Here is a 22,833-nt window from a genome sequence, read left to right on the forward strand (position 1 = left end):
GCTCAGCAGCTCGCGGATTTCCATTTCGACCAGCTCGAGCAGCTCTTCGTCATCAACCTGATCGACTTTGTTCATGTAGACGACCATCGTCGGGATGCCGACCTGGCGACCGAGCAGGATGTGCTCGCGCGTTTGCGGCATCGGGCCGTCAGCGGCGTTCACCACGAGGATCGCGCCATCCATCTGCGCCGCACCGGTGATCATGTTTTTCACATAGTCAGCGTGGCCGGGGCAGTCGACGTGGGCGTAGTGACGGTTTTCCGTCTCGTACTCCACGTGCGCGGTCGAGATCGTGATCCCGCGCGCTTTTTCTTCGGGCGCACCGTCGATCTGGTCATAGGCCTGGAAATCACCAAAATATTTCGTGATCGCGGCCGTCAGAGTGGTCTTGCCGTGGTCAACGTGGCCGATCGTGCCGATGTTAACGTGCGGTTTGTTACGTTCAAACTTTGCCTTAGCCATAATGGCCTCCTGTCAATTAAAGCGGTGGGAAGGCGCCGGGTTACCCCGGCGCAACAGCCCTTACGCGTATTTCTTTTGGATCTCGTCAGAGATGTTCTGCGGCACGGGCTCGTAGTGATCAAAGAGCATCGTGAACACCGCCCGGCCCGAGGACATCGAGCGCAGGTTGTTGATGTAGCCGAACATATTGGCGAGCGGCACGAAGGAGTTGATGACGATCGCGTTGCCGCGGGTCTCTTGTCCTTGCACCTGACCCCGACGCGAGGTCAGGTCACCAATGATCGAACCGGTGTATTCTTCCGGCGTGACCACTTCGACTTTCATCATCGGCTCAAGCAGTTTTGCCCCAGCCTTGCGCAGACCTTCGCGCATTGCAGCGCGCGACGCGATCTCAAATGCCAGCACCGAGGAGTCGACGTCGTGGAACGCACCGTCAAGGAGCTGAACTTTGAAGTCGATCACCGGGAAGCCGGCAAGCGGACCGGAATCCATGACCGATTTGATGCCTTTTTCGACGCCGGGGATATATTCCTTCGGCACCGCACCACCCACGATTTTGGATTCGAACGAGTAGCCCTCGCCCGCTTCCGTCGGGGTGATTTCCAGCTTCACGCGCGCGAACTGGCCGGTACCACCGGTCTGTTTCTTGTGCGTGTAATCGATCTCGGTCGCGTGGCTGATCGTCTCACGATAAGCAACCTGCGGGGCACCGATATTCGCCTCAACCTTGAATTCACGCTTCATGCGATCAACAAGAATGTCGAGGTGAAGTTCGCCCATGCCCTTCATGATCGTCTGGCCCGATTCAAGATCGGTTTCGACGCGGAAGGACGGATCTTCGGCAGCCAGTCGCTGAAGCGCGATGCCCATCTTTTCCTGGTCGGCCTTCGTTTTGGGCTCGACCGCGATCTCGATAACCGGATCGGGGAAGGTCATCGTTTCCAGAACCACCTGTTTGTTGGCGTCACATAGCGTGTCACCAGTGGTGGTTTCTTTCAGACCGGCCAGCGCGATGATGTCGCCTGCAAAGGCTTCATCGATCTCGTCGCGGTTGTTGGAGTGCATCATCATCATACGGCCGATGCGCTCTTTACGACCTTTGGTCGAGTTCAGGATCGAGTCACCCTTCTTCAACGTCCCCGAGTAGAGGCGCGTGAAGGTGAGCGTGCCCACGAAGGGGTCGTTCATGATCTTGAACGCCAGACCCGACAGCGGCTCGTCGTCGTCAGCGTGACGGGCGATGTCGCGCGTTTCCGTCTCATCATCAGGCGAGAAGCCCATGTAAGCCGGAACATCGAGCGGCGAGGGCAGGAAGTCGATGACAGCGTTCAACAGAGGCTGCACGCCTTTGTTTTTGAACGCCGAGCCACCCAGAACCGGCACGAAGGACAGCGACAGCGTGCCCTTGCGGACCAGCTTGCGCAGCGTTTCGACATCGGGCTCTTCGCCTTCGAGATAGGCCATCATGGCGTCATCGTCTTGCTCGACCGCGTTCTCGATCAGGTGGCTGCGCCATTCGTCGGCGGTTGCCTTAAGATCGTCACGGATCGGACGACGGAACCAGGACGCACCCAGATCCTCGCCTTCCCAAACCCATTCTTCCATGGTGATCAGGTCGACGATACCCTCAAGGTTGTCTTCTGCACCAATCGGGAAGTTGACCGGAACCGGGGTTGCACCCGTGCGGTCCTTGATCATCTTCACGCAGTTGAAGAAGTCCGCGCCGATTTTGTCCATCTTGTTGACGAACACCATCCGCGGAACCTTGTAGCGGTCAGCCTGACGCCACACGGTTTCGGTCTGCGGCTCAACACCGGCGTTGGCGTCCAGCAAGGCAACCGCACCGTCAAGCACAGCCAGCGAGCGTTCGACTTCGATGGTGAAGTCAACGTGGCCGGGGGTGTCGATGATGTTGAAGCGGTGCTTGGGCGTCTGCGCCTCGGTACCGGTTTCGGTGCGCTCCCAGAAAGTGGTGGTCGCAGCCGAGGTGATGGTGATGCCGCGCTCGGCCTCTTGTTCCATCCAGTCCATCGTTGCGGCACCATCGTGCACTTCGCCGATTTTGTGCGATTTGCCGGTGTAATACAGGATCCGCTCAGTCGTCGTGGTTTTACCCGCGTCGATGTGCGCCATGATCCCGAAATTACGGTAGAATGTAAGCGGATATTCGCGTGCCATTATGGCGTCCTTCCGTTTTTACCAGCGGTAATGGCTGAACGCTTTGTTTGCGTCGGCCATCTTGTGCGTGTCTTCGCGTTTTTTCACAGCCGTGCCGCGCGAGTTGACAGCATCCAGAAGCTCGCCTGCAAGGCGCTCTTCCATCGTGTTCTCGTTGCGGTTTTTCGCTGCGGTGATCAGCCAGCGGATTGCCAGCGCTTCACGGCGGATCGGACGCACTTCGACGGGCACCTGGTAGGTGGCACCACCGACGCGACGCGAACGCACTTCGACAGAGGGTTTCACGTTCTCCAGCGCTTCGTGGAACACTTCGATGGGCTCGCGCTTCAGCTTGCCCTCGACGCGGCTCAACGCGCTGTAGACGATGCGTTCGGCGGCAGATTTCTTGCCGTCGATCATCAGGTTGTTCATGAATTTGGTGAGAATGCGGTCACCATACTTGGCGTCCGGCAAAACTTCGCGCTTTTCAGCGGCGTGACGACGAGACATGTGGTGATCTCCTTACTTCGGACGCTTCGCGCCGTATTTCGAACGGCGTTGACGACGGTCTTTAACACCTTGCGTATCGAGCACACCGCGCAGGATGTGGTAGCGAACGCCCGGAAGGTCTTTCACACGACCGCCGCGGATAAGCACAACAGAGTGCTCTTGCAGGTTGTGCTTTTCACCCGGGATGTAAGAGATGACCTCAAAGCCATTCGTCAGGCGCACTTTGGCGACCTTACGCATAGCGGAGTTCGGTTTCTTCGGCGTCGTTGTATAGACGCGTGTGCAAACGCCACGCTTTTGCGGGCACTGCTGAAGGTGCTGCGATTTCGAGCCCTTCACTTTCGGCTGCCGCGGCTTGCGGATCAGCTGTTGAATCGTTGGCATTCCGGTTCCCCGTATCTGCTTGTCAATACTCGCACCCGGTCCCGGATGCGCCACTTCTCGACGGCCTCTCGCGCCCATTCGCGAAACGCCAAATCACATCCCTCCCGGCCCAAAGGTCGGGGTGAATGCGTTGAATTCCAGAGGATCGGAGCTATGGGCCCGGATCGTGACCACTAGAAATCGGTAAGCTGGCAGACGCAATGCGCCTGTCAGGTAGCGCGGCGTATAGGGGGAGTCGGATGCCTTGTCAACTGCGCCGACCACGGCGCAGCCTTGCTGCCAAGGGCGCAAGCCAGCCGCCATAGATCAGCCCCCACAAAACCCACGCGACGCTCAGGCTGACCATGCCCGCAAAAAACGCATCTGACAGAAAATGCCGCCCCGTGCCGATCCGTTGAAGCGCGATAAAGAGGCTGACAAAGACCGCCACCGCGCGGATATAGACCAGCCCCCAGCGCGGCAGGCGGTCGCGCAGCGCCTCGGCGCCCAGCCAGATCACCACGCTCAACGCCACCGCCGCCGAAACTTCGTCCGAAACGAAAGAACAGTTGCGCGCGCATTGATCGGTGAAGTCACCCGCAATCGAGAAGTGATGCGCGCCGCCAAACAGATCGACATCGGCCGGGCGCGCGCGCCCCGAATTGGCCTTGAGCAAGCCATTCACGATCACAATCGGCCCAAAGAAGAACAGCCCCAGCACAAAGCCCCAGGCCCGCGCCCCAAGCCGCAGCGCCCTGCCCCGCCACAGCGCGAGCGGCCAGCAGATCAGCGATGCCAGAACCACCACGATCGCGACATCCCAGATCCGCTGGCGCAACCATTCCCAAAGCGGATTGGTAATCACCGAAAACCCGCCGTGACCGTTGTAAAACAGCCCCGTCACAAACAGATCGACGCCGGGCGCTGCACGAAACACCAGCAGCGCGCCAAGCCACAGCGCCAGCAGCATCCAGCCGGTGCGCGCAAGATCAATCTTGGGAACGGACACAGCGCGCCTCCACCAGATAGGGGGCAAAGCCCTTGCCTGCCCACGTCCCAGACGCCGCGAGATCACCCGCAGGTGCCACAGGCCCCGCGCCGCAGTCGGGCGCTTGATTGGCAATCACCAGCAGCTTGCCCCGATAGCCCGCAGGTAGCGGCCACATCTGCTCGTAATAGCTATGCGCACGCCCCTTAGGATCGGGCGCGTAGACCGTCACGCCAGCATCGAGGCCAGTGTAAAACAAATCGGCCAGAATATCGCGGTTGGCGGTGTAGACCGGCACGCCTTCGGTCTTCGCCAGTGCCAGAATATGCGCGCTCAGATCGACGCGACCCAGCCAGCGTTTCAACAAAGGCGCCCCGTCTTTGGCAGGCCAGGGCGCAAGCACCGTCAGCAGCGGGATTGCCAGCGCGATCACCACGTTCACCGCCAGCGCCGCGATGCGCCAGATCCGCCCCATCACCAGCACCGCCAGAACCGTACCCGCGAAATAGGCCGCAATCGCCCAATTCGCATAGGCGCGATCCAGCAGCGCCTCAATCGTCACGGCCAGCAGCGGCGGGAACGACAGCATCGCAAGCCCGCGCTTGGCCGGATCACGCAAGCCAATATAGCCCAGCAGAAGGGCTGCAAATGTCAGAGGCCCGAACACCGCGAACTGACTGCCAAAGAACTCGCCCATCGAGGGCAGGTTCAGCATCGCCCCGCTGCGCACCCAGCCGACATTGTCCATCGTATGCGACACGGTTGTCAGATCGTGGTTGAGGTTCCAAACGATATTGGGCGCGATCACCAACCCCGCCGCCAGCGCCATCAAAACCGCGTTGCGCCACCCGATCCGCCAGCCCGGACTCACCAGCGCGGCCAGCGCCAGCCCCGGGATCAAGTAGATCGCTGCGTATTTTGCCATGAAGGCCAGCCCCGCGCAGATCCCCGCCATCAGCGCCTCACGCGCCGATTTGCCTTGCGCCGCGCGATGGGCAAACAGCAGCGCGAGCGCATAAAACGGCGCCATCACCGTATCGGTCGACATCAGCACCGACCCAAGCGCCACGAAGGGCAGCGTCACATAAATTACCGCCGACCACAGCCCCGCACTCCGCCCGCCGACGCGCGCCCCCAGCGCCCCCAGCGCCAGCGCGGTCACGCCATGCAGCACAGGGCCGGGCATACGCACCCAAAACGGCGCGTTCGAGCCGGCGATTTCCGTCACGGCGCGGATCAGCCAGCCAATCAGCGGCGGCTTGGAGTAATATCCGAAATCGAGATGCTGACCCCAAAGCCAATATTGCGTTTCATCGACAAACAGATCGGTGCGATTGAACGCCAGCGCGATCAGCCGCAGCGCCGTAACGGCAGCCACGACCACCAGCGCCGGGGCGAACCATCTTTGGGGATCACGCTTCGCGGCGGCGCTTGGCATGGATCAGCCAGAGATTGCGGGAATAGATGAACACGCCCAGGGACTGGCCCAGAATGAACACCGGATCGCGGCGATAGACGGCATAGCTGAACAGCATCAAGCCGCCCGCCAGCGAGAAATACCAGAACGCGACCGGCACCACGGAATCCCGCTGCCGCTCTGAGGCGATCCACTGCACGATAAAGCGCCCAGTAAACATCAACTGCGCCAACAGGCCGAAAACGACCCACCACAGCTCGGTCATGCTGTCGACATGCAGCATGTTCATCAGCCATTGCATGGGGCTTACTCCTTGCGCGCGATTTCGGTGGCGCGCGCGGTCTTGCGTCGCCGTAGCAACCAAGCCACGCCCATCAGATCGACGATCCCGACCAGACCACGCTGCAGATTGTTATAGTTCGACGCCCCGCCTCCGCGCGAGCGGTGAGAAACATCGACATGCGCTACCTCCCAGCCATCGCGCGTAAACAGCGCGGGCAGATAGCGGTGCATGTGATTGAAAAACGGCAACGCCAAGAACGCCTCACGCCGGAACGCCTTGAGCCCGCAGCCAGTGTCACGCGTGCCGTCCTTGAGGATCGCCGAGCGGATCGCATTGGCAAATTTCGAGGCCAGTTTCTTGGACATGGTATCTTGCCGCCCGACCCGCTGGCCCGCGACCAAGCCGATCGCCTCGGAACCGGGGGCACGCAACGGCGCCATCAGCGCGGGTAACTCGCTGGGCGGGTTCTGGCCATCGCCATCGAGCGTGCAGATGATCGCCCCCGTCGCCGCCAACACGCCCGAATGCACGCCAGCACTTTGACCGCCCGATTTAGGGTGATGCAGCAAGCGCAGTTTGGGATGATCGGCCATCCGTGCGCGCACGATGTCACCCATGCCATCATCCGAGCCGTCATCGACCACAATCACCTCATAGTCGCACACAGGCGCGCAGGCTGCGTCGATCTCGTCGAGCAGCGCGGCAATGTTGGACGCCTCGTTCTTGGCGGGGATGACGATAGAAATCTCGGGGGAAATTTCGGGCATGGGGCCACAACTCGCTTGGGGCATCGCAGGATCGGCCCCTCATATCGCCGCCGCGCCAACTTGTAAACGATGCTCGGACCGGCCCACGGTTTCGTGGGATCGCCGCCACGCAAGCTTGCGCCTGCTCCCGCATCAAACGGCGCACAGAAAAACCCCGCGCGAGTATCTCGCGCGGGGTCATTTTTACTTCAACCGCTCAGGGCTGGGATCAATCGCGGCTTTCCGGCGTTTCGACCGGGCCGAAATCGGCCTCTGCCTCGACCGGAGCGGCCAGCGCTGCGGCTTCGGCGGCTTCGGCTTGACGGGCCTCGATCACCTTGTTGTCGCGATCGGTAGCAACCTTGCGGACCTTGGTGGTTGCGCCACCCGTGCCCGCCGGGATCAACCGGCCAACGATGACGTTTTCCTTAAGACCGACCAGCTTGTCGCGCTTGCCCTGCACCGAAGCCTCGGTGAGAACCCGCGTGGTTTCCTGGAACGATGCCGCCGAGATGAAGCTGCGCGTTTGCAGCGACGCCTTGGTAATGCCCAACAGCACCGGTTCACCCGTTGCCGGACGACCGCCGCGTGCCACGACCTTGGCGTTTTCCTCGTCGAACTCGGCCTTGTCGACATTCTCGCCTTTGAGAAGGGTCGATTCACCGGAATCCAGGATCTCAATCTTTTGCAGCATCTGGCGAACGATCACCTCGATATGCTTGTCGTTGATCTTCACGCCCTGCAGTCGATAGACGTCCTGCACCTCGTCGATGAGGTAATCGGCCAAAGCCTCAATCCCCATGATGCGCAAGATGTCGTGCGGTGCCGGGTTGCCATCCATGATGTAGTCACCCTTCTGCACGAAGTCGCCTTCCTGCACCGGGATGTGCTTGCCTTTCGGCACCATGTATTCGGCGGGCTCAAGACCTTCGTCGCGCGGATCAATCGAGAGCCGGCGCTTGTTCTTGTAGTCCTTGCCAAAGCGCACATAGCCATCAATTTCGGCGATGATCGCGTGATCCTTGGGACGACGTGCCTCAAAGAGTTCGGCCACACGCGGCAGACCACCGGTGATGTCCTTGGTCTTGGCACCCTCGCGCGGGATCCGCGCCACAACGTCACCGGCTTTGATCTGCTGGCCATCTTCGACCGACAGGATCGCATCCACCGACATCGTGTAGATCACCGGATTGCCCGCATCGTTGCGCACCGGTTCACCATCTTCACCCAGGATCAGAACCTCGGGCTTGAGGTCGTTGCCTTTGGGAGCCGAACGCCAATCCGCCACGATCCGTTGCGTCATACCCGTCGCATCATCGGTATCTTCGCGCACCGAGATGCCCGAAACGAGATCGACGAAACGCACCTTACCGGGTTTGTCGGCGATGATCGGCAGGGTGTAGGGATCCCATTCGATCAGCTTGTCGCCGCGTGCCACCTTGGCGCCGTCCTTGACGAAGACCTTGGTGCCGTAGCCCAGTTTGTGGCTGGCCAGTTCGTCACCCTGCTCGCTGAGGATCGCGATTTGCATGTTGCGACCCATAACGATCTGATCGCCTGCCTCGTTGACGATGAGCTGCGCATTGCGGAACTCGATCTTGCCCTCTTGGCTGGCTTCCAGGAACGATTGCGACCCACCCTGAGCAACGCCGCCCAAGTGGAAGGTCCGCATCGTCAGCTGCGTGCCGGGTTCCCCGATCGACTGCGCGGCGATAATACCCACCGCTTCGCCCTGGTTCACCAGCGTACCGCGTGCCAGATCGCGACCGTAGCAAAGCGCACAAACGCCTTCTTCGGCCTCACAGGTCAGCGCCGAACGGATACGCACAGATTGCACGCCCGCCGCCTCAACGGCATCGGCCTTGCGCTCGTCGATCAACTCGCCTGCACGCACCAGAACCTCATCGGTGCCCGGCACGTTGACGTCATCGGCTGCGACACGGCCCAAGATACGCTCGGACAGCGGTGCCACGACCTCACCGTCATTGACCGCCGCCGACGCGGTGATCGCCTGATCGGTGCCGCAATCATGGCTGCGCACGATGCAATCCTGCGCCACGTCCACCAGACGCCGCGTCAGATAGCCCGAGTTTGCCGTCTTGAGGGCGGTATCGGACAGACCCTTACGCGCGCCGTGCGTCGAGTTGAAGTATTCGAGAACGGTCAGGCCTTCTTTAAAGTTCGAGATGATCGGCGTTTCGATGATCTCGCCATTCGGCTTGGCCATCAGGCCGCGCATCCCGCCCAGCTGTTTCATCTGGGTAACCGAGCCACGCGCGCCCGAGTGCGCCATCATGTAAACCGAGTTCGGTTCCATTTCTGCGCCACTCTCATCGAATTTGGGCGCCGAGATGGTGTTCATCATCGCGTCCGTGACCTGATCGTTACATTTCGACCAAGCATCGACGACCTTGTTGTATTTCTCACCTTGGGTGATCAGGCCGTCCATATATTGCTGTTCGAAATCCTTGACCTGATCGCGAACGCCTTCGACGATATCCCACTTGTTGTCGGGGATAACCATGTCGTCCTTGCCGAACGAAATGCCCGCCTTGAACGCCTCGCGGAAGCCCATGCCCATGATCTGGTCACAGAAGATGACCGACTCTTTCTGACCGCAGTAGCGATAAACCGTGTCAATCGTGTTCTGCACGTCTTTCTTACGCAGCAAACGGTTGACCAATTCGAACGGGGCCTTTGCGTTGAGCGGCAAAAGCGAGCCCAAACGGCAGCGGCCCGGCGTGGTTTCAAAGCGTTGGAACACCTCGTTGCCGGTCTCGTCGATCTGTTTCACACGGCAGGTGATCTTGGCGTGCAAGCTCACTTCGCCCGCGTCAAGCGCGTGTTCCACTTCCTCGACCGAGCCAAAGGCCATGCCTTCGCCCTTCATGCCTTTGCGTTCCATGGTCACATAGTAAAGACCCAGAATCATATCCTGCGACGGCACGATAATCGGCGCGCCGTTGGCAGGCGAGAGCACGTTGTTGGTCGACATCATCAAGACGCGCGCTTCCAGCTGGGCCTCAAGGCTCAGCGGGACGTGCACGGCCATTTGGTCGCCGTCAAAGTCAGCGTTGAACGCCGAGCAAACCAGCGGGTGCAGCTGGATAGCCTTCCCTTCGATCAGCATCGGTTCGAACGCCTGAATGCCCAGACGGTGCAGCGTCGGCGCACGGTTGAGAAGAACCGGGTGCTCGCGGATCACCTCGTCGAGGATATCCCACACTTCGGGACGCTCTTTTTCGACCAGTTTCTTGGCCTGTTTGACGGTGCTCGACAAACCCTTCGCTTCAAGACGCGAATAGATAAACGGCTTGAACAGCTCGAGCGCCATCTTCTTGGGCAGACCGCATTGATGCAGTTTCAGCTCGGGACCGGTCACGATGACCGAACGACCCGAGAAGTCCACGCGCTTACCCAAAAGGTTCTGACGGAAGCGACCTTGCTTACCTTTCAGCATGTCGGACAGCGATTTCAGCGGGCGCTTGTTGGTGCCCGTGATCACGCGACCACGACGGCCGTTGTCAAACAGCGCATCGACCGATTCCTGCAACATCCGCTTTTCGTTGCGCACGATGATATCGGGCGCGCGCAGCTCGATGAGGCGCTTGAGACGATTGTTACGGTTGATCACGCGACGATAGAGATCGTTGAGATCCGAGGTCGCGAACCGGCCACCATCGAGCGGCACCAGCGGGCGCAGTTCCGGCGGGATCACCGGCAGCACCGTCAGCACCATCCACTCGGGGCGGTTGCCCGATTCAAGGAAGCTTTCGACGATCTTCAAACGCTTGATGATCTTCTTCGGCTTCAGCTCGCCCGTGGCTTCCTTCAGCTCTTCGCGCAGTTGTTCAGCAGTCGCCTCAAGGTCGACCGCTGCCAGCATTTCACGAATAGCCTCAGCGCCGATATTGGCGGTGAAAGCGTCGGCGCCATAAGCGTCCTGCGCGTCGAGATATTCTTCCTCGGTCATCAACTGACCATAGGTCAGATCGGTCAGACCGGGCTCGATCACGACGAAGTTTTCGAAATACAGGATGCGCTCGAGGCTGCGCAGCGTGGTGTCCAGCATCAAGGCGATGCGCGAGGGCAGCGACTTGAGGAACCAGATATGCGCGACCGGCGAAGCCAGCTCGATATGGCCCATCCGCTCGCGGCGGACCTTTTGCAGCGTGACTTCGACACCGCATTTCTCGCAGACAACGCCGCGATATTTCATGCGCTTATATTTGCCGCACAGGCATTCGTAATCTTTGATCGGGCCAAAGATGCGTGCGCAGAACAGGCCGTCACGCTCGGGTTTGAACGTGCGGTAGTTGATGGTCTCGGGCTTTTTGATTTCGCCAAACGACCACGACAGGATCCGCTCCGGCGAGGCCAGCGAGATCTTGATCTCGTCAAAGGCCTTGGGCTGGGCAAGCGGGTTGAACGGGTTTTGCGTCAGTTCCTGGTTCATCTGTAAATCCTTGAATGAGGGCAGAGGGGAGGGAGTGAAGGCCTAAGCCCTCACTCGTCATCCTCCGCATCCAGGAGTTCCATATTGAGGCCTAGGCCCCGGACCTCTTTGACGAGAACGTTGAACGATTCCGGCACGCCGGCTTCGAAATTGTCCTCGCCCTTGACGATCGACTCATAGACTTTGGTACGGCCGGCCACGTCATCGGATTTGACCGTCAGCATCTCTTGCAAGGTGTAGGCGGCACCGTAAGCTTCAAGTGCCCAGACCTCCATCTCACCCAGACGCTGACCACCGAACTGCGCCTTACCACCCAGCGGCTGCTGCGTGACAAGCGAGTACGGACCGGTGGAACGGGCGTGCATCTTGTCATCGACCAAGTGGTGCAGCTTGAGGAAGTATTTCACCCCAACCGTGACCTTACGCGCGAATTGCTCGCCCGAGCGACCATCAAACACCACCGACTGACCGGACTCGCTAAAGCCCGCCCGCGTCAACGCGTCATTGATGTCGGCCTCTTTCGCCCCGTCAAAGACCGGGGTTGCAATCGGCACGCCACCGCGAACGGTTTCCGCGCTTTCCAGCAGGCTTTCATCGTCCATCGACGCAAAGACTTCGTCGTAAGTCTCGTCGCCATAGCTGTGGCGCATCGCATCCTTGACCGGTGTCATATCGCCTTCACGACGATAGGCACGCATTGCCTCGTCAATCTGGATACCCAGACCGCGCGACGCCCAACCCATATGGGTTTCAAGGATCTGACCGACGTTCATACGCGAAGGCACGCCCAGCGGGTTCAGCACCAAGTCAACCGGCGTCCCGTCGGCGAGGAAAGGCATATCCTCGACCGGCACAACCTTGGACACGACACCTTTGTTGCCGTGACGACCAGCCATCTTGTCGCCCGCCTGAAGCTTGCGCTTCACGGCCACGAACACCTTGACCATCTTCATCACGCCCGGCGGCAGATCGTCGCCCTGACGGACTTTCTCGACCTTGTCTTCAAAGCGCAGATCAAGGGCGCGTTTCTGCACCTCGAACTGATCGTTAAGCGCTTCGACCTCTTTCGCGTCCCCCTCGTCTTCAAGGGCAAGCTGCCACCACTGACCTTTGGACAAGGTGCCAAGCAACTCGTCGTTGATCTCGGAACCCGGCTTGACGCCTTTGGGGCCTTTGACAGCCTTTTTGCCCGAAATCAGCGTGCGCAGACGCGCGTAGATGTTGCGCTCGAGGATCGCCAGCTCATCGTCGCGGTCGCGTGCGAGACGTTCGACTTCTTCGCGCTCGATTTGCAGCGCGCGCTCGTCTTTTTCCACACCATGGCGGTTGAAGACACGCACTTCGACGATCGTGCCGAACGCACCGGGGGGCAAACGCAGCGAGGTATCGCGCACGTCAGATGCTTTTTCCCCGAAGATGGCGCGCAGAAGTTTTTCTTCCGGCGTCATCGGGCTTTCGCCCTTCGGAGTGATCTTGCCGACCAGAATATCGCCCGGCCCCACTTCGGCACCGATATAGACAATCCCGGCCTCGTCGAGGTTGCGCAGGGCTTCCTCACCGACGTTGGGAATGTCGCGGGTGATCTCTTCCGGCCCCAGTTTCGTGTCGCGCGCCGCCACTTCGTATTCGTCGATATGGATCGAGGTGAACACGTCATCGCGGTGAATACGCTCGGAAATCAGGATCGAGTCTTCGTAGTTGTAGCCGTTCCACGGCATAAACGCGACGACCACGTTGCGCCCGATTGCCAGCTCACCCTGATCGGTGGACGGGCCATCAGCGACAACCTGACCTTTTTGCACCCGGTCGCCCACTTTGACGACAGGACGCTGGTTGATCGTCGAGGATTGGTTGGAGCGTTTGAACTTGCGCAGACGGTAGATGTCGACGCCCGGCTCACCCGCTTCAAGGTTGTCGGTGACGCGGATAACGATCCGCTGTGCGTCAACCTGATCGATGATCCCGCCACGACTGGCCATGATCGCCGCACCCGAATCGCGCGCCACGATCGCCTCCATGCCGGTGCCCACGAACGGAGCCTCGGAGCGCAAAAGCGGAACCGCCTGACGTTGCATGTTCGAGCCCATCAAGGCCCGGTTAGCATCGTCGTTTTCCAGGAACGGGATCAGCGCCGCGGCAACCGACACAAGCTGCTTGGGCGAGACGTCGATCAGGTCAATGACTTCGGGCGGGTTGAGCGAGTATTCGCCCGACTGACGCGTCGAAATCAGATCGCTGGTGAACTTGCCGTTCTCGTCCAGCGTTGCGTTGGCCTGCGCCACGGTGTGACGCATTTCCTCGGTGGCCGACATGTAGACCACCTCATCAGTGACCTTGCCGTCTTCGACCTTGCGATAAGGCGTTTCGATGAAGCCGTATTTGTTCACGCGGGCAAACGTGGCCAGCGAGTTGATCAGACCGATGTTCTGACCTTCGGGCGTTTCAATCGGGCACATCCGACCATAGTGGGTCGGGTGAACGTCGCGCACCTCAAAGCCGGCACGTTCGCGCGTCAGACCACCCGGGCCAAGCGCCGAGAGACGGCGTTTGTGGGTGACTTCCGACAGCGGGTTGGTTTGGTCCATGAACTGGCTCAGCTGCGAGGAGCCGAAGAATTCACGCACCGCAGCCGCAGCCGGTTTCGCGTTGATCAGATCTTGCGGCATCACCGTGTCGATCTCGACCGAGGACATACGCTCTTTGATTGCACGTTCCATGCGCAGCAGACCGACACGATACTGATTTTCCATCAGCTCGCCGACCGAGCGCACCCGGCGGTTGCCAAGGTGGTCGATATCGTCGATCTCGCCCTTGCCGTCACGCAGTTCCACCAAGCCACGGATACAGGCAATGATGTCTTCGCGACGCAGGGTGCGCTGGGTATCAGGCGCATCCAGATCCAGACGCATGTTCATTTTGACCCGGCCCACTGCGGACAGGTCATAGCGATCAGCATCAAAGAACAACTGGTTGAACAGACCTTCGGCCGCTTCAACGGTCGGCGGCTCACCCGGGCGCATCACGCGGTAGATATCCATCAACGCGGTTTCGCGGTTGAGGTTCTTATCCGCCGCCATCGTGTTGCGGATATAGGGGCCGACATTGACGTTATCGATGTCAAGGATCGGCACTTCGGTGATCCCGTTATCCACGAGCACCTTGACCGAACCGCCCGACAGTTCCCCGTCTTTATCGTATTCGGCGGTCAGCTCGTCGCCAGCCTCGATATAGATGAAACCGGTCTCTTCGTTGATGATATCCTTGGCGCAATAGCGGCCCAGAATGTGATCGAACGGAACCAACAGTTCAGAGATCGCGTCGTCATCGCGCCATTTCTTGACCATGCGCGGGGTCGCTTTCTCGCCCGCTTTCAAGATCACTTCACCGCTTGCCGCATCGACCAGATCAAAGGTCGGACGGGTGCCGCGCACGCGATCAGGGAAGAACTTGGTCACCCAGCCGGTCTTGCCCTTGGCGGTGTAAGACACGGTCTCGTAATAGGCATCCATGATGCCTTCCTGGTCAAGACCAAGCGCATAGAGCAGCGTCGTCACCGGCAATTTGCGGCGACGGTCGATGCGTGCGAATACCAGATCTTTGGCGTCGAATTCGAAATCCAGCCAAGAGCCGCGATAGGGAATGATGCGGCAGGCAAAAAGCAGCTTGCCCGAGCTGTGGGTCTTGCCACGGTCATGGTCAAAGAACACGCCCGGAGAGCGGTGCATCTGGCTCACGATCACGCGCTCGGTGCCGTTCACAACGAAGGTGCCGTTGTTGGTCATCAAGGGCATATCGCCCATGAACACGTCTTGTTCCTTGATGTCCTTGACCGACCGCGCGCCGGTATCTTCGTCGATATCAAACACGATCAGACGCAGCGTCACCTTCAGCGGTGCGGCATAGGTCATGTCGCGGTTCTGACATTCTTCGACATCGTATTTCGGCTTTTCGAGTTCGTATTTCACGAACTCCAGAATGGCATTATCGTTGAAATCCTTGATCGGGAAAACCGACTGGAACACGCCCTGAATCCCCTCGCCATCGGTGGGCTGATCAGCCTCCCCCGAGCGCAGGAACAGATCGTATGAGGATTTCTGAACCTCAATGAGGTTCGGCATTTCAAGGACTTCACGGATTTTGCCGTAATAGCGACGGATGCGTTTCTGACCAACGTAAGCTTGAGCCATGCTCTGCGTGACCTTTCGTCTCTTCGCGGCTGCGCAATGTCGGGGCCCATTGCACGCCGCAAGGCGAATGAAGGGGGGCGGTTCCATACCTGCCATCCGTCCCACCGGATAGCTCCCGAACCGCGAACACCGCCTTGGAGAGGGCTTCAGATGCGCAAAGCGCTCTCCAAGACAGGTTCGGCTGGGCCCGGAAATTCCCGGACCCAGCCCTTTTTCATGTCGGATGCAGGCGCATCCGGCTCGATTACTTGAGCTCGACTTTCGCGCCAGCTTCTTCGAGTTTCTTCTGAATTTCTTCAGCTTCCGCTTTCGAAGCGCCTTCTTTGACTTTGCCGCCAGCTTCAACGAGGTCTTTGGCTTCTTTCAGGCCGAGACCCGTGATGCCGCGAACTTCTTTGATCACGTTGATTTTCTGAGCGCCGGCTTCGACGAGAACGACGTCGAATTCGGTTTTCTCTTCAGCAGCTTCGCCAGCAGCAGCCGGGCCAGCCATCATCACAGCGCCACCAGCGGCGGGCTCGATGCCATACTCGTCTTTGAGGATGGTTTTCAGTTCCTGGGCTTCCAGAAGGGTCAGGCCCACGATTTCTTCGGCGAGTTTTTTCAGATCAGCCATTTCACAGTTCCTAGATTTGGGTTTCCAACGTCGCGGTTTCAAGCCGCTACGGGGCAGGTCGATTGCTTAAGCAGCCTTTTCCTCGATCGAGGACAAGATGCTCGCGATGTTGCTTGCAGGCGCGCCAATGGCACCGGCGATGTTGCTAGCAGGCGCACCAATGCACGACGCGATCTGAGCAAGAAGCTCTTCGCGCGACGGCATATCGGCGACGGCTTTAACACCGGCGATATCCAGAGCCGACTCTCCCATAGAACCACCAAGGATCGAGAGTTTCTCGTTTTCCTTGGCGTACTTGACAACCACCCGCGCCGCAGCGACGGGATCATCAGAGTAGGAAAGTACGGTCATGCCCGTCAGGAAATCAGCGATGCTTGCGCAGGGCTGACCTTCAAGGGCGATCTTGGCGAGCTTGTTCTTGGCAACGCGAACAGACCCGCCAGCTTCGCGCATGCGCGCCCGCAGGTCCTGCATTTCGGCAACCGTCAGGCCCTCGTAGTGGGCAACCACTACGACGCCAGAGCTTGCGAAGATCTGGCCGAGTTCCTCGACCACTTTCTCTTTTTGGGCTCTATCCACAGTTACACTCCAAGTATGAGGGTTTCCCCCCGGCTCTCATTGTCCCGCTTGCGCGGGGTCGGGTCCGAAAGGGCCCGAGCCCAGATCGCCCGAGATCAGCCAAGCGGCCTCCCTCGGAAATGGTCTCGATCCCCATCTCAGGAAGGAAATTAAGCCAGTTTCCCGGCACCCTCCGTCTCGGACAGGTCAGGGCGGTTGCCAGTTGGCGCCCGCCCCACCATCCACCGGTTTCCCGGTGGAATTCTTTTAGTTGCCGCTTGCGGACGCAACGTCCAGCGACACGCCCGGGCCCATCGTGGAGCTCAGCGACACCTTTTTCATATAGGTGCCTTTTGCGCCAACGGGGCGGGCTTTGGAAACGGCGTCCACAAAGGCGCGCACGTTCTCAACCAGCTTCTCTTCCGAGAACGACACTTTGCCGATGCCGCCGTGGATGACGCCAGCCTTCTCGACCTTGAACTGGACTTCGCCGCCTTTGGCAGCCGTCACAGCCGTTGCGACATCCATCGTCACCGTGCCAACCTTGGGGTTGGGCATCAGGTTACGCGGGCCAAGCACCTTACCAAGACGGCCGACAAGCGGCATCATGTCCGGGGTGGCGATGCAACGATCGAACTCGATCTTGCCCGACTGGATGGTTTCCATCAGGTCTTCGGCACCGACGATGTCAGCCCCTGCAGCCTGTGCTTCTTCGGCTTTCGCGCCACGCGCAAACACAGCCACGCGCACGGTTTTGCCGGTGCCGTTGGGCAGTGCGACCACGCCGCGGACCATCTGGTCAGCATGGCGCGGGTCAACGCCGAGGTTCATCGCGATTTCCAGCGTCTCGTCGAATTTCGCATGCGCGTTCGACTTGATCAGGCTCACCGCCTCTTTGATCGAGAGGTTGTCTTTGCCAGCGAAAGCTTCGCGGGCGGCTTTGGTCCGTTTACCGAGCTTTGCCATGACTTACCCTTTCACCTCGATACCGATCGACTTCGCCGAGCCGAGGATGATGCTCATCGCGCCTTCGATGTCGTTGGCGTTCAGATCAGCCATTTTCGCTTCTGCGATCTGGCGCACTTGTGCGGCGGTGATCGTGGCTGCGGTCACACGACCGGGGGCCTCAGAGCCCTTCGGACGGTTACGCTTGCCAACCGGCTTGAGGCCAGCGGCTTGCTTGATGAAGAAGCTCGCCGTGGGCTGCTTGATCTCAAAGGTGAAGGACTTGTCAGCGTAATAGGTGATGACCGTCGGGATCTTCGCCTGCTTGTCCATTTCCTGCGTTTTGGCGTTAAACGCCTTGCAGAATTCCATGATGTTGATGCCGCGCTGACCCAGCGCAGGACCGACCGGCGGGGACGGGTTTGCGCCACCTGCCGGAATTTGCAGCTTCAGCTGCCCAACTACTTTCTTGGCCATTTGGCCCTCTCCTTATCACTGCCACACCCAAAAGGGGCGCGAAGTTTAGTGGTGCGGTCCGGAGTTACCCCCTCGCCTCCCACGATTTACACTCAGGCGGTTTTCTGCACCTGCGTGAATTCCAGTTCGACCGGCGTGGGGCGACCAAAGATCGACACCGTCACCTTCAAGCGGCTTGCCGCCTCGTCCACTTCCTCAACCATGCCCGAGAACCCCTCGAACGGGCCGTCAGTCACGCTCACGTTCTCGCCGATCTCGAAGAAGATCAGGTTGCGCGGAGCCGCCGCTTCACCGGTCTCGTCGACGCGGCTCAGAATACGGTTCACCTCGGCATCACCCATCGGCATCGGGCGCCCTTGCGGCCCCAAAAACCCGGTGACGCGGTTGAGCGAGTTCACAAGGTGATAGCCCTTGTCCGTCATCTCCATGCGCACCAGCACATAGCCGGGCATGAAACGACGCTCGGAGGTCACTTTCTTGCCGCGACGCACCTCGATAACTTCTTCCGTGGGCACCAAGACTTCTTCGATCTGGTCCTCAAGGCCCTGATCAATAACAGCCTGACGGATCCCCTCGGCCACTTTCTTCTCGAAATTCGAGAGAACGCTTACCGAATACCAACGCTTCGCCATGCTGCCCTTAGCCCCTTCATGCCGACGCTTGCGCGCCGTAAAATTCAAATTTTCTAGCGGGTTAGCCCGCTTATCCCGAACAAAAAGCAGCGCGCACCACGCGAATCGATGCACGCCGCTTCCGGGAAAGTTCCGCCCCTTTACCGCCGTGCGCCAATGATTTCAAGGCCGTTAAGGACACGTTTGTGCGTGCATCGCCCGTTTCGTCACGCAAGCCTGACGATGCCTTAGCTGCCGATCACGGCGGCGACGCCCAGACGGATCACCCAGTCTACAAGCGAAAAGAACAACGAGGTCAGCGCCGCCATTGCCAGAACCATACCGGTCGTCAGCATCACCTCACGACGCGAGGGCCAAGTGACCTTGCCCCCTTCCGAGCGCACCTGCTGAAGAAACTGAAGAGGGTTCGCCATGTTCGTCATCCCTGTAAAGCGCGCCCGTACCGGCGCCTGCCTGTCTGTCCTGGCGCAACCGTTAGCGCACAACTGCTGCCAGATACGCGCTGCAGGGCAGGATTTCAACCCATTTGCACAGCCCTTCCCCGAAACGTGGCAACGGTTCGCATCAGCCCGCCCCGCTCATCCGCCGGCGCACATCCGCGATGCGCTCAAACGGGTCGCGCGAGTGCGCGCGCCGCTTCAAGCGGATCGGCCCGTCCGCTGCCCATCTCGACAGTTGAAGCGCGCGAACAAACCAACGGCCCTGCGCAGTGTTTCAACATTGCGATCATCGCGACAACGCAAGGAATTTCATGAGAGCCGGCAGAAGCCTATCGGCATGCAAATGCCTCCAGCCGCAGACGCATCGCACGCGCGATACATTCGTTGGACTGAATTTTCCCAACCAAACGCCCAACTGTCTCGGATATACGACCTAGCCAATGAAAAATCGTCAATTTCCATTGGCAGGGGCAGAGGGACTCGAACCCACGACCCTCGGTTTTGGAGACCGATGCTCTACCAACTGAGCTATACCCCTATGCCGTGCGGCGGTTGCTAAGCCAGCGCGCAGACGAAATCAAGAGCGATTTGCGCAAATCCGCCCCCTGCACGCAAGTTCCCTTGGAACAGCCCCCCGCCCCGCCACGTTGCCCTGTGCAAGCCGCGACAATGACGGGCGGATGAGCCGCCCCACATCGCAGCGAAACGAAAAGGAGATGACGATGACCAAGATCACCGACGCAAAAATCCTGATCATGGCGACCAACGGTTTTGAGCAATCCGAACTGATGGTGCCGCTTGAAAAACTGCGCGGCGCGGGCGCGACGGTGCATGTCGCCTCGCTGGACGGGAAAGACATCACCGGCTGGGACGAGAAGAACTGGGGCAAATCCGTGCCCTCAGATCGCAAGATCGCCGATGTGTCAGCCAGCGATTATGACGCCATCGTGCTGCCGGGCGGGCAGATCAACCCCGACCTGTTGCGCGTCCAGCCCGAGGCCGTAAATCTGGTGCGTGCATTCTTCGACGCCGGCAAGACAGTGGCCGCGATCTGTCATGCGCCGTGGCTTCTGGTTGAGGCCGGCATCGCCAAGGGGCGCAAGCTGACCTCGTACCCTTCGATCCGCACCGATGTGGAAAACGCAGGCGGCGAATGGCATGACCGCGAGGTCGTGACCGATAAAGGGCTGGTGACCTCGCGCAATCCGGGCGATCTGGATGCGTTCGTGTCCAAGATTATCGAAGAGATCGGCGAAGGCCGCCACGAGCGCGCCGCGGCCTAAGCGCGGCTATCGGGTCTTGCGTTGGTTCAGCCAGCGCCAAAGCCCCATGACCCCAAGCTGTGCGATGAGCAAAATCGCACAGCTTGCCACCAGAATGGCGAAAGCCACTGGCGATTGCAGCCCCGGCATCCCGCCCAGATTGACCCCGAACAAGCCGGTCAAAAACCCCAGCGGCAGGAACATCGACGTCACCACCGACATCACAAACGTATTGCGGTTCACCCGATCTGATAGCTGGCTCGATAGCTCCTCGCGCAAAACCTGCGCCTGATCGCGCAGCTCATCCATATCCTCGGAAATCCGCGTCATCTTGAACGCCTCCTCCTCGATCTCGCGCCGCGTCACCGCGTCGATGATCGGGCTTTGCGCCTGTGACACCTTAAGCAGCGCATCGCGTTGCGGCCCCAAATAGCGGCGCGCGGCAATCACCTTGAGGCGCAGATCCAGAACATCATGGCGCACATGATCGCCCTGCCCGCCAAAAACCCGGTATTCCAGCGCTTCGGCATGGGTATCCAAGCCGCTTTGAAAAGCGTTAATATTGCCGACAATATCTTCGATCAGCTCCACCAAGAACGCGCCTGCATCCATCGGCCCGATGCCCTCGCGCAAAGCGGCATTCATCCGCTCAATCGCGCGCACCCGTTTGCGCGAAATCGTCAGAATACGGCGCGCATCGAGATACATCCGCAACGAGACCATGTCTTCGGGATCTTCCCCCTCGTTGAAGTTGATCGCGCGTAAGATCACCAGCAGCCCGTCGCCCGCAAGGCTCATGCGCGGGCGCGTATCGACATCCAGCAGCGCCTCGACGGCCTGCGGATCAAGGTAGTCCAACTCCTCGCGAATCCAGCTTTGCGCAGACGGGTTCGTGCCATCCAGATGCGCCCAAGCCAGCCGATCATCGCGCAGGGCCGCTGAGATATCGGCAGGACCATCCGGATCAGGCGCGCCAGACAGAACGTGTGAAAAGAGGATTGGACTTTTGGCCATCGCGCGAATGCTAACCTTATGATTTCGCAAATCCTAGCGCAGATCCCCGCCAGCGCAAGCGCGCTGCAACCAAGCTTACGCCCGGATGGCCTCTTCGCAAAGCTTGCGCTAAATTTGCGCAAAAGACCTTTTGTATGAGCTAGAATATGACGAAAGCCCCCACGACACTGGGCGAGAAACTCGCCTCTTTCGATGCTCATGCGCCACAGTCCAATACATTTAAGTGGTTGCGCAAAGCAGTCTATCTGCTGCTTAACTTCATCCTCCTGACCAGTATTTCCGCGCTGCTTTTGTGGTGGATCGTCCTGCGCCCCGATATCGACCCGACTGTGATGCTCATCGTTTTGCCAGCGCTGATTGCGGCGTGGTTACTCGTCTATTACGGCTTTGGCGGCCGCGAACCACATGCCTTGCTGGCCAATGATCGTTTGGGCTTCATGCATGATCTGCGATTGGACGCGAAAACAGCCATTTTTGATGGCAGCAACATTTACCATTTGGGCCACGAGCACGGATTTGATGCGCGCCCGCTTGGCGAGATCGTCAACCAGTTGCGCGATCACGGATACCGGATCGTTTGCTTTTTTGATGCCAATATCTTTTACACGCTAAGCGAGCACGGCGCATTCCCAAGCCATCAAGCCCATTCTGTAACGCTACTGGAAGATATTTTCGGGCTTGAGCGAGATGAAATCTATGTCGTGCCCAGCGGCGTTCAGGCGGATAAATACGTACTGGAAAGCCTGAAACATTTGCCGATTTCATTTGCCATAAGCAACGATCAATACCGAGATTATTCCAAGGAATATTCCAGCGTGATGAAAGACAGTCACTGGCGCAAAGGTGTAATGATCTCGAAAAATAAGGTCGAGCTGCTAGGGTATCGCCTGCCAAGCCCGATTCACCTGAATTAATCAGATACAACGGTAAGCGGCGCAATGGCCGCTTCAAAGCCCGACACCTTTTCCCCCAAAAGAAAAAGGGCCACCCAACCGGGCGGCCCTTCCGTTACGATGTGACGCTAATCAAGCGAGGATTTTCGACACCACGCCGGCGCCGACGGTGCGGCCGCCTTCGCGGATTGCGAAACGCAGGCCGTCTTCCATCGCGATCGGGGCGATCAGTTCGACTTCGAACTTCAGGTTGTCGCCCGGCATGACCATTTCCGTGCCCTCGGGCAGGTTAACGGTGCCGGTGACGTCCGTCGTGCGGAAGTAGAACTGCGGACGGTAGTTCGCGAAGAACGGCGTGTGACGGCCACCTTCTTCTTTGGTGAGGATATAGGCCTCAGCTTCGAACTTGGTGTGCGGGGTCACAGAA

Annotated in this window: 20 protein-coding genes and 1 tRNA gene; 2 read left to right on the forward strand and 19 right to left on the reverse strand. The window is 59.4% G+C overall.

The window, feature by feature from the left end:
- The 17 genes from DT23_RS11845 to DT23_RS11925 all read right to left on the reverse strand — a co-directional run.
- Positions 1-462 (reverse strand): GTP-binding protein (locus DT23_RS11845; RefSeq protein WP_038130160.1); only part of this gene is annotated, 462 nt, incomplete at its 3' end.
- Between the two features lie 60 nt (positions 463-522).
- Entirely contained in the window at positions 523-2,640 is a 2,118-nt protein-coding gene (fusA, locus tag DT23_RS11850; protein WP_038131508.1) for an elongation factor G, read from the reverse strand.
- Positions 2,641-2,658: 18 nt separating this feature from the next.
- Positions 2,659-3,129, reverse strand: coding sequence for a 30S ribosomal protein S7 (gene rpsG, locus DT23_RS11855; protein WP_038131509.1), 471 nt, complete (start codon positions 3,127-3,129; stop codon positions 2,659-2,661).
- Between the two features lie 12 nt (positions 3,130-3,141).
- A complete protein-coding gene (gene rpsL / locus DT23_RS11860; RefSeq protein ID WP_038131511.1) occupies positions 3,142-3,513 on the reverse strand; it encodes a 30S ribosomal protein S12 in 372 nt (123 codons plus the stop codon).
- A gap of 247 nt (positions 3,514-3,760) precedes the next feature.
- Positions 3,761-4,501 carry a phosphatase PAP2 family protein gene (locus DT23_RS18635; RefSeq protein ID WP_051697255.1) on the reverse strand — a complete coding sequence of 247 codons (741 nt, stop codon included), beginning with the start codon at positions 4,499-4,501 and terminating at the stop codon, positions 3,761-3,763.
- On the reverse strand, positions 4,482-5,918 hold the full coding sequence (locus DT23_RS11870) for an ArnT family glycosyltransferase (RefSeq protein ID WP_051697256.1): 1,437 nt from the start codon (positions 5,916-5,918) through the stop codon (positions 4,482-4,484). The genes DT23_RS18635 and DT23_RS11870 overlap by 20 nt, the downstream gene beginning before the upstream one ends.
- The gene (locus tag DT23_RS11875) at positions 5,893-6,198 is read right to left on the reverse strand and encodes a lipid-A-disaccharide synthase N-terminal domain-containing protein (protein WP_156023939.1); all 306 of its coding nucleotides are present in this window, start codon (positions 6,196-6,198) and stop codon (positions 5,893-5,895) included. Before DT23_RS11875 ends, DT23_RS11870 begins: the two co-directional genes overlap by 26 nt.
- 5 nt (positions 6,199-6,203) lie before the next feature.
- Entirely contained in the window at positions 6,204-6,947 is a 744-nt protein-coding gene (locus DT23_RS11880) for a glycosyltransferase family 2 protein (protein ID WP_038131512.1), read from the reverse strand.
- A gap of 208 nt (positions 6,948-7,155) precedes the next feature.
- Positions 7,156-11,382, reverse strand: coding sequence for a DNA-directed RNA polymerase subunit beta' (gene rpoC, locus DT23_RS11885; protein WP_038131514.1), 4,227 nt, complete (start codon positions 11,380-11,382; stop codon positions 7,156-7,158).
- Positions 11,383-11,432: 50 nt separating this feature from the next.
- Entirely contained in the window at positions 11,433-15,569 is a 4,137-nt protein-coding gene (rpoB, locus tag DT23_RS11890; RefSeq protein WP_038131516.1) for a DNA-directed RNA polymerase subunit beta, read from the reverse strand.
- A gap of 244 nt (positions 15,570-15,813) precedes the next feature.
- Complete coding sequence (rplL, locus tag DT23_RS11895; protein WP_038131518.1) at positions 15,814-16,185, reverse strand: 50S ribosomal protein L7/L12; 372 nt, start codon at positions 16,183-16,185, stop codon at positions 15,814-15,816.
- A 66-nt stretch (positions 16,186-16,251) separates the two neighbouring features.
- On the reverse strand, positions 16,252-16,764 hold the full coding sequence (rplJ, locus tag DT23_RS11900; protein WP_038131520.1) for a 50S ribosomal protein L10: 513 nt from the start codon (positions 16,762-16,764) through the stop codon (positions 16,252-16,254).
- A 246-nt stretch (positions 16,765-17,010) separates the two neighbouring features.
- Positions 17,011-17,709 (reverse strand): 50S ribosomal protein L1, encoded by a 699-nt coding sequence (gene rplA, locus DT23_RS11905; protein WP_038131521.1) that lies wholly within the window; start codon positions 17,707-17,709, stop codon positions 17,011-17,013.
- Between the two features lie 3 nt (positions 17,710-17,712).
- Positions 17,713-18,165, reverse strand: a complete 453-nt coding sequence (rplK, locus tag DT23_RS11910; protein WP_038131523.1) for a 50S ribosomal protein L11 — start codon at positions 18,163-18,165, stop codon at positions 17,713-17,715.
- A gap of 92 nt (positions 18,166-18,257) precedes the next feature.
- Positions 18,258-18,797, reverse strand: a complete 540-nt coding sequence (nusG, locus tag DT23_RS11915; RefSeq protein WP_038131524.1) for a transcription termination/antitermination protein NusG — start codon at positions 18,795-18,797, stop codon at positions 18,258-18,260.
- A 227-nt stretch (positions 18,798-19,024) separates the two neighbouring features.
- On the reverse strand, positions 19,025-19,210 hold the full coding sequence (gene secE / locus DT23_RS11920) for a preprotein translocase subunit SecE (RefSeq protein WP_038131537.1): 186 nt from the start codon (positions 19,208-19,210) through the stop codon (positions 19,025-19,027).
- Positions 19,211-19,699: 489 nt separating this feature from the next.
- Positions 19,700-19,775, reverse strand: a tRNA-Trp gene (locus tag DT23_RS11925).
- A 184-nt stretch (positions 19,776-19,959) separates the two neighbouring features.
- On the opposite strand from DT23_RS11925, the gene DT23_RS11930 reads away from it, so the two are divergent.
- A complete protein-coding gene (locus tag DT23_RS11930; RefSeq protein WP_038131539.1) occupies positions 19,960-20,520 on the forward strand; it encodes a type 1 glutamine amidotransferase domain-containing protein in 561 nt (186 codons plus the stop codon).
- Positions 20,521-20,526: 6 nt separating this feature from the next.
- On the opposite strand, the gene DT23_RS11935 is transcribed toward DT23_RS11930, so the two are convergent.
- Entirely contained in the window at positions 20,527-21,513 is a 987-nt protein-coding gene (locus DT23_RS11935) for a zinc transporter ZntB (RefSeq protein ID WP_038131526.1), read from the reverse strand.
- A 146-nt stretch (positions 21,514-21,659) separates the two neighbouring features.
- Between DT23_RS11935 and DT23_RS11940 the strand changes: the two genes are divergently transcribed.
- Entirely contained in the window at positions 21,660-22,427 is a 768-nt protein-coding gene (locus DT23_RS11940) for an NYN domain-containing protein (protein ID WP_038131527.1), read from the forward strand.
- 111 nt (positions 22,428-22,538) lie between these two features.
- Here the strand turns inward: DT23_RS11940 and DT23_RS11945 are convergent.
- Positions 22,539-22,833, reverse strand: a 295-nt coding sequence (locus DT23_RS11945) for an EF-Tu C-terminal domain-related protein (RefSeq protein ID WP_476718436.1), incomplete at its 5' end; no start/stop codon positions are given.

Source organism: Thioclava indica (genome assembly GCF_000714545.1).
GTDB classification, from domain to species: Bacteria; Pseudomonadota; Alphaproteobacteria; order Rhodobacterales; family Rhodobacteraceae; genus Thioclava; species Thioclava indica.